This is a genomic window from Bradyrhizobium sp. ARR65, from assembly GCF_000472385.1.
Taxonomy (GTDB): Bacteria; Pseudomonadota; Alphaproteobacteria; order Rhizobiales; family Xanthobacteraceae; genus Bradyrhizobium.
Map to the genome: position 1 here is coordinate 189,592 of NZ_AWZU01000010.1, position 6,511 is coordinate 196,102.

Genomic DNA, 6,511 nt, shown 5'->3' on the forward strand with positions numbered 1-6,511 from the left:
CCGCCATTCATCCCCTTCTGCGGTCCTTAGATCAGAGGCTTGTTATCTCCGCATCCAACGCAATTGCTCTGCGGCAGTGAAGCACCCCGTGTGAGCTGAACCCCACCAACTCTCAGCAACAGACGTGCCAGCTTTGGCAAAGCGATAAGTCATGCGCTTTGCGCCGGCCGGGCGGGAGGTGTTGTGTTTTAGCGTCAGGCCCCGAACATAGATCGTCTTCAAGCGAACGCGGTCATGTCAGGTAACTGCCGATCGATGGTGGCTGGATAGCGCGATGAGACTGGGCAACGCTCCTAGCCCTTTATGCGGGCGGGTGTACGATTCGGTATGACGAATCGCCAGTTCAAGATGGGTGTGAGCCGGGATCAGGTAGGCCTTTTTCGGCGCCGGTGGAAGATTATGTGGATCGAGAGAATCCGGTTCGCGCCATCGAGGCTTTGACGCAGCTCTGGACCTTAAGCGGCTTGGCTTCGTTCATGCCGGGTCGGGGCGGAAAAGAAGTGGAGCTTGCCCCCATGCTTGACTGCCGCCTGCGGTTTCCCAGTTTGAACTGCGAAAAGCCGATGAAGGCGGCCGTCACCAAGGAGGGTGTCAGGAACGATGTGTAAGTAGGTTTCTGTGAGTTTACCTTTAAGGAGATTCACATGACCGATTCGACGATAAGCTCAGAACGGCTTGAGCAGCTGCTTGCCAATTAGGAGAAGCCCGAGGACCTGACCAGAGAGAACGGGCTATTCAAACAGCTGAAGAAGCCCTTGATCGAACGCGCGCTTGGCGCCGAGCTGACCTCGCTCTGGGCTATGAGAAGGGCGACCCGGCCGGTTGCGGCACGGGCAACAGCCGCAACGGGGTGAGCTCGAAGACGATCCCCACCGATGATGGCGAGATCGAGATCGCGGTGCCGCGCGAGCGCGCCGGCAGCTTCGAGCCGCAGCTGATCGCCAAATGGCAGACGCATTTTACCGGCTTCGACGACAAGATTCTGAGCCTCTAAGCCCGCGGCATGACGGTTCGGGAGATCCAGGGCCACCTGGCCGAACTGTATAGTACGGAGGTCGCGCCCGACCTGATCAGCCAAGGCGGTGGAGAGGCTGCACCGCAGCCTTGCGCAAGATCATCAAAACGCGCGGCAGCTTCCCCAACGATGATGCGGCGCTGAAGCTGCTTTATCTCGCGATCAAGAATGGCGGCCTGCGCTGGCGGCGCGCCGTCGAATGGACCGCCCGCGATAAGCCAGTTTGCCATCCAGTTCGGCGTGCGTTTTCCAGGAACAACGCGACGACAAACTGCATCACGGCAGCGTTGATGATCGCTTGGTCCGCACCGAGCGGTCAAGTCCCGCGCCTGCGACGCGCCGCTGCGCCGCTTCGGGACTTGACCGCTCGGTGCGGCCAAGCCAATTTGCCGCCATGCCGCCGATGCCTCGTTTTTGATCCTCCGAGACAAATTCACCCGTCACAGAAATGCTCGCCTGATGCTCGAACTCCTGCCGTCCGCCTCGGCGCTGATCGCAGACCGCGGCTACAACTCCAAATGGTTCGGTGCCGCTCTGAAGGCCAAAGGCATAAAAGCCTCCATCCCGCCGACCAGAAACCGGAAGTCGCCGCTCGCCTACGAAGGCCTCTATCGTTCCGTCGCAAGATCGAAGACCTATTCGCCAAACTCAAGAATTGGGCGATGCATCGCCCCCCCCCGCTACGGCCGATGTGCTCACACGTTCTTCTCGGCGGTCTGCATCGCTGCCGCCGTCGCCTCCTATCTCAATCAGTCAGTCCTGAGCCTAGACGTGCTTACAGCGCAGTGCTCAACCGGGCTTGAAATCGTACGTCGCGTCAGGTTTTGCGCTGCTAACAACAGCCACCAGCGTCAGAATTCGATGATCGACAGTGAACATCGCGAAATCTCAAGTCTTAAAGCTCGCTCCGCAGGACTTCCCTATGCGCTCCTTGGGAGGCCTTGGCACTCGGCATGGTCTAAGCCCGACATGGGTTGCGCCGAATCCATCGCGCAGGCCGGTGGCGAGATGAGGCCTCATGCCGGCTCAACCAACGGGCACGCGTCGTCTGACAATCAGGAGTTTGCGGACCTATCCGGCGCGCCAGGTCAGGACTTTCTCTGATCGGTCGGTGGGCGGGGCACGCGCTGCGCAACGTCTCTTGCTGACACGGCCTCAATCATCTGGATGATGCACTGACGGACGGCAGGATTTCGGAGCGCGCGAAACGCTCTCAAGAGACGAAAAGTCTCGGCAACCTCGTCAGAACGGCTCTTAATCGACAAGGGGCCCTCACATTTACGGCCAAAGTTGATGACAGTCTGATCCTGTTTATACAGTAGCTTGCGCCGCTTTGATGCACAACATGATGCCGACGGAAAATTGATGTCGGTGTCTTGGCCAACCGGGTGCGCGACAATAACGAACATCTCATCGAATGGCCGCTCTCTTGCAAGAGCGTCGATCGTATGAACGAAATTAATGCGTTCTGGTTTGTAGGATGTATGGATTTGCGCCGACTAGCAGTGTCACGGCCAGATATGGAGGCCGACAAAAGCGTCTTGAAACGCATGCCGGCGTGCGTGCGGATTCTATACTATTTCGGGAACGAACGGCACGATGAGAACGATTGGCCACCGAATACCCCTTGCGGCCGTCCACTTATGGGAAGCTTCCCGGAAGGCGTACCGATCACTGCGTTTGATCGTGCGATGATCACCCCGATCCAGGCCCGCCACGTGGTCACGATCATCGCGGCAGAGGCACAAGCGGTGGCCACGATTTGCTTCAACGTCCTTGGCTTAACCCTCTTTGGATCATCGCAGCCTTTTATTTGGCGGACGATCGGTGCGGCCCGGCCACTCCTTCGGTGCTCGCCCGCCACGACTTGGTCGGCATCATGCTACCGACAACGCCGCCGTGCAACCGCCGGGACAGCAGCAAGCGGAATTTGAGCAGCACTTGGGAGACGCGCGACAGGTTGGCCCCATATATCCCCCACAGGGACCTTTATGATGTCACTAAGGAAGACGATCACCTCATCCAAGCGGCATCTGGCGCTGCCCTCAAGCGAGGGCCACCGCCGAGTGCGACCACCATCGAAATTTATGATCGTCGACTTCGCAAATTGGTGAGGCGCTGAAGCACTCTGGCCAATCAATTGCCGGGCTCGATGAGGATACTTTGCTGGACTGCGCCAAGAAGCTTCTGCCAAAAGATAAGATCATTGTCCCTGCGTTATCAATGATCAACCCGCCCCGTCCGCTTTCGTCCAGGCGCACGCCGCATTCGATGCAGGGAGGAGCTCTCAGAAGGGGACGTTCGGCAAGTGGTGGATCATCTGGATGACGAATCCATCCTCCGTCCAGTCTCCGGTCCTTCGAAGGAGCTCGTCGATCCTGGAGAACCAAAGGCGGCGTCCGTCTCGCCACCATGAATCATGTGCAGGTCGGGCTTGTCGCACTCTGAACAATACGCGTTCCAACGCTGGAGCACTCGCCGCCGACTGGCCAGAGATTTCTGGAGGCGCGCTCACGCGAGCTAGCCAACGGCGTAGATTGCCCCTCAACCGCTTGCCCGCCGACCGACTTGCGCGCCCTACCCCCAAACCAAAAGAACGGATGCAATCCGGCTCATCATCTGGTGATGTGATCCGTTCCGGCAACTGGCTCAAGCGTCAACGTTGGGTTTTTCAATGCTTCTGCGGTTTGTGCCAGCGTGCGCTGAATGAAAGTAGACGAGTGTTCGGCGCTCTCCGCGCCGGACCGGCCTTACCTCGTGAGCGTACTTACAGCTGGTGATAACGACGCTGCCAAAGCTCGGCCGAAACACCTGCGTTTCACGCGGCCGCGGATACACGACGAACTCTCCGCCTTCGAAATCTCTCGCAAGTTGAACGATCACGGAATACGCGAAGTCAGGGTCGCTCGCAGCATCTAAATGAAGACCAATGAAGGAGCCCGGAACCATTCGATGCATTTGACATCGTCGAATGACGTACTGCGAAGACGCTCCAAAGATCTTCTTAAGCGCCGCGGGCCTGGCTGCCCCTTCAAGGAGCTCGATGATCTGGGCTGACGCTACCCCATTCACGTCACTGGGATGGCAGCCGGGATAATTTGCTCGAATTCGTTTCACGAAGACGCTGTGGGAATCATTGGCATCCCCCTTTCGGACCTCTTCTTCAGGAATGTCGCGTTGCAGCTGATCGATCCTGGCCAACTCGTCTTGGGTAAAGAGCGTCCCGGGGGGAATCACGACCGTGCCCGTATCCCTCAATTCTGCCTGGTATCCTAAAAGTGCGTCTTTCGAAACCACATCATGTTCATGACTCATCTTGAGCGCCTTTCGCATTCATTCGACTTCAGGCGGGCCAATCCGCTCCGGTTGCGGCGATCGCCTGCTCCCAATTCTCACCGTCGAAGTCATCTATTTTTACGGCTTCGATTGTCCTTCTATCCAGGCAGTGAACGTTCACGCTAAATCCCGATGGATTTGAGCGGGGTCGATAAAACGGTTTTACGCCGCACACCCGACAAAACGTGTGACGAGCGATGTTTTTGTTGAACTGATAAGTTGTCAATAAGTGTTCGCCGCATTCGATTCTGAGTTTGTCCTCGGGAACGAGCAAGTGCAGGAATCCCGACATTCGGCAGATCGAACAATTGCACCTTACTGCGTGAATTTCGGCCGGCGCCCGGACGTAAAACCTGACGGAGCCGCAGTGACAGCGACCATTGTGTTCAAGCTCCTCCCGACCACCTGCATCGAGCGAACCAAGTCGGACCAGAGTTTGACACCACTCCCGATTTACCAGGTACGCGCGGCCGAACTCATCCAAGAACCTCGCCACGCTGTCGGCAGGGACCAGTTTGCTGATCAACCCGCTCGTCATCTCTCCATGATATTTCTCGGCCGGATCCTGGCCACCGACATGGACACGAAAGTACTCAAGATCGTCAGCCGGAACATCGAAGGCCTTCACCAGGGTCGCCCACAGTTGCTGGATCATTTCGTCCGCATGCAGCTCAAACGCAACCATGTAGGCGCAACGCACCAAAGGATCTTTCGCCGACAGCCCCTCGTATAGGATCCTCAGGTAACGGCGCGTCGTGGTGCCATAGTTGGGATGAATGTCTCGGCCAAGTAGCCGCGAGGCGTCGTTTCTCAACAGCTTTGAGTGAGAGTGCTCCGTGTCTAAAATACGGGACAGCGCGGCGTTCCCGCCCTGCAGAACCAGACTGTGCCCGCCCGTCTCGTCCCAGCATATGAAATTTGCCACCGCGCTGGTTAGCTCGACGTGCCTGGGAAGGTCTCGATTACGAGATATTGCATCGAATACGAGATCCTTTTGCGATCCCGCTTGCAGGTGCGGGAACGCTTGTGACATCGCGAGGTATTCGGGCAAGAGAAGAGCAAGCTGATCCTTGGACATCTCAGCGGCGAACGGATGGGGCCCAAACAGAGCGCGCGCATGGACAGCCAACTCCTGGGCAACTGTTTTTCGGGACGGCTGATATCGTTTAACGACAGAAGCATCGGGCAGTGGCATTCGAACTCCGGCTCCGCAGAGCAATCCAGTGCTGTCTGCGGATTAATATGAAACGAGCTATCTTGGGGGGCGCTCTATCTTCTGCTGATGTCATCGACCGCGCTCCTAAATGGGGCTCGTGGGTCGACCGATACAGATCCATCTGCATAGTTCGCCTCGTCTTAGCGCCAAGAGTTTGGTGCTAACGACATCGATGACGTCCTCGATCGGGTCAGCAGGGATGCGTCCGCTCAGCACTGGATAACTGAACGAATTGATCTGAAGCCGTCATCATGACGTGGTCGCAGCGCAAATGCGGCCGCCGAGACGTTTACGATAGTCGGAACGAGACTCGGCAACGTTCTCTTTCTCTTCGCGCTCAAAGCCCATTTCTGTCGCCGGAATGAATGGCAGCCCCCGTTAACAGCGGACTTAGGTCCCTTTAAAGCCGTCGGTTTGACATCGACTCCGAGCACCGCTGAGAGCCGACGGCAAGGATAAGAAAAGTGTGGAGGCAGGCAGGTCCGCACTGGAATTGCACCGGCAGGTATGGGCGAGGGCCAGTCAGGACATACCCCTCACCTCACCCGCTCTGGAGTCTCTAGCGGAGCTGTTGTGCTCTGAACCTGCCTTTCTGAGGTCCACCGCGTCATTATGCGTCAACGCTGCGGGGGGAAACGGCCTGTCTGTGGCATTGGCAGGCCATCCTCCGCGCGTTCGTGCGATCAGGCAGCGAGTTCGGCGGCCGTCTTGCCGATGATGGTCTCGTCAACCGGCTTCATGATGCCGTGCTCCATCAGCATGTCTTCGAGCTCGTCCATGGAGATGGGGGTNGGGATGACGCCCTTGCCGCCATTGTTGTGGACCTTGGTCGCNAGATTGCGATAGTGGTCGGCCTGCTTGGAATCCGGCGCGTATTCCAGTACGGTCATCCGACGCAGCTCCGCATGCTGCACAACGTTGTCGCGCGGCACAAAATAGATCAA

5 protein-coding genes and 2 pseudogenes are annotated in these 6,511 nt (G+C 57.7%); 4 read left to right on the top strand and 3 right to left on the bottom strand.

The window, feature by feature from the left end; genetic code table 11:
• The first annotated feature begins 401 nt into the window (after window positions 1-401).
• The 4 genes and pseudogenes from F758_RS0114370 to F758_RS49570 all read left to right on the top strand — a co-directional run bounded on the left by F758_RS0114370 (window position 402) and on the right by F758_RS49570 (window position 2,949).
• A complete protein-coding gene (locus F758_RS0114370; RefSeq protein WP_157450010.1) occupies window positions 402-608 on the top strand; it encodes a hypothetical protein in 207 nt (68 codons plus the stop codon).
• 117 nt (window positions 609-725) lie between these two features.
• A pseudogene (locus F758_RS47775) lies at window positions 726-1,075 on the top strand (transposase); the annotation flags it as partial.
• A gap of 399 nt (window positions 1,076-1,474) precedes the next feature.
• Entirely contained in the window at window positions 1,475-2,119 is a 645-nt protein-coding gene (locus F758_RS47100) for a hypothetical protein (RefSeq protein ID WP_063614907.1), read from the top strand.
• Window positions 2,120-2,391: 272 nt separating this feature from the next.
• Complete coding sequence (locus F758_RS49570) at window positions 2,392-2,949, top strand: hypothetical protein (protein WP_157450011.1); 558 nt, start codon at window positions 2,392-2,394, stop codon at window positions 2,947-2,949.
• A 715-nt stretch (window positions 2,950-3,664) separates the two neighbouring features.
• Here the strand turns inward: F758_RS49570 and F758_RS0114395 are convergent.
• The 3 genes and pseudogenes from F758_RS0114395 to nifH form a co-directional block, all read right to left on the bottom strand.
• On the bottom strand, window positions 3,665-4,348 hold the full coding sequence (locus F758_RS0114395) for a 2OG-Fe(II) oxygenase (RefSeq protein WP_245286495.1): 684 nt from the start codon (window positions 4,346-4,348) through the stop codon (window positions 3,665-3,667).
• 10 nt (window positions 4,349-4,358) lie between these two features.
• A complete protein-coding gene (locus F758_RS47785) occupies window positions 4,359-5,546 on the bottom strand; it encodes a GFA family protein (RefSeq protein ID WP_024508510.1) in 1,188 nt (395 codons plus the stop codon).
• Window positions 5,547-6,250: 704 nt separating this feature from the next.
• A pseudogene (nifH, locus tag F758_RS43960) lies at window positions 6,251-6,511 on the bottom strand (nitrogenase reductase); the annotation flags it as partial.

What these genes read in the sequence shown, in the direction of transcription:
- F758_RS47100 (WP_063614907.1), top strand. Translation starts at nt 1,475, where the DNA reads ATGCTCGAACTCCTGCCGTCCGCCTCGGCGCTGATCGCAGACCGCGGC.
- F758_RS0114395 (WP_245286495.1), bottom strand. Translation starts at nt 4,348, where the DNA reads ATGCGAAAGGCGCTCAAGATGAGTCATGAACATGATGTGGTTTCGAAA.
- F758_RS47785 (WP_024508510.1), bottom strand. Translation starts at nt 5,546, where the DNA reads ATGCCACTGCCCGATGCTTCTGTCGTTAAACGATATCAGCCGTCCCGA.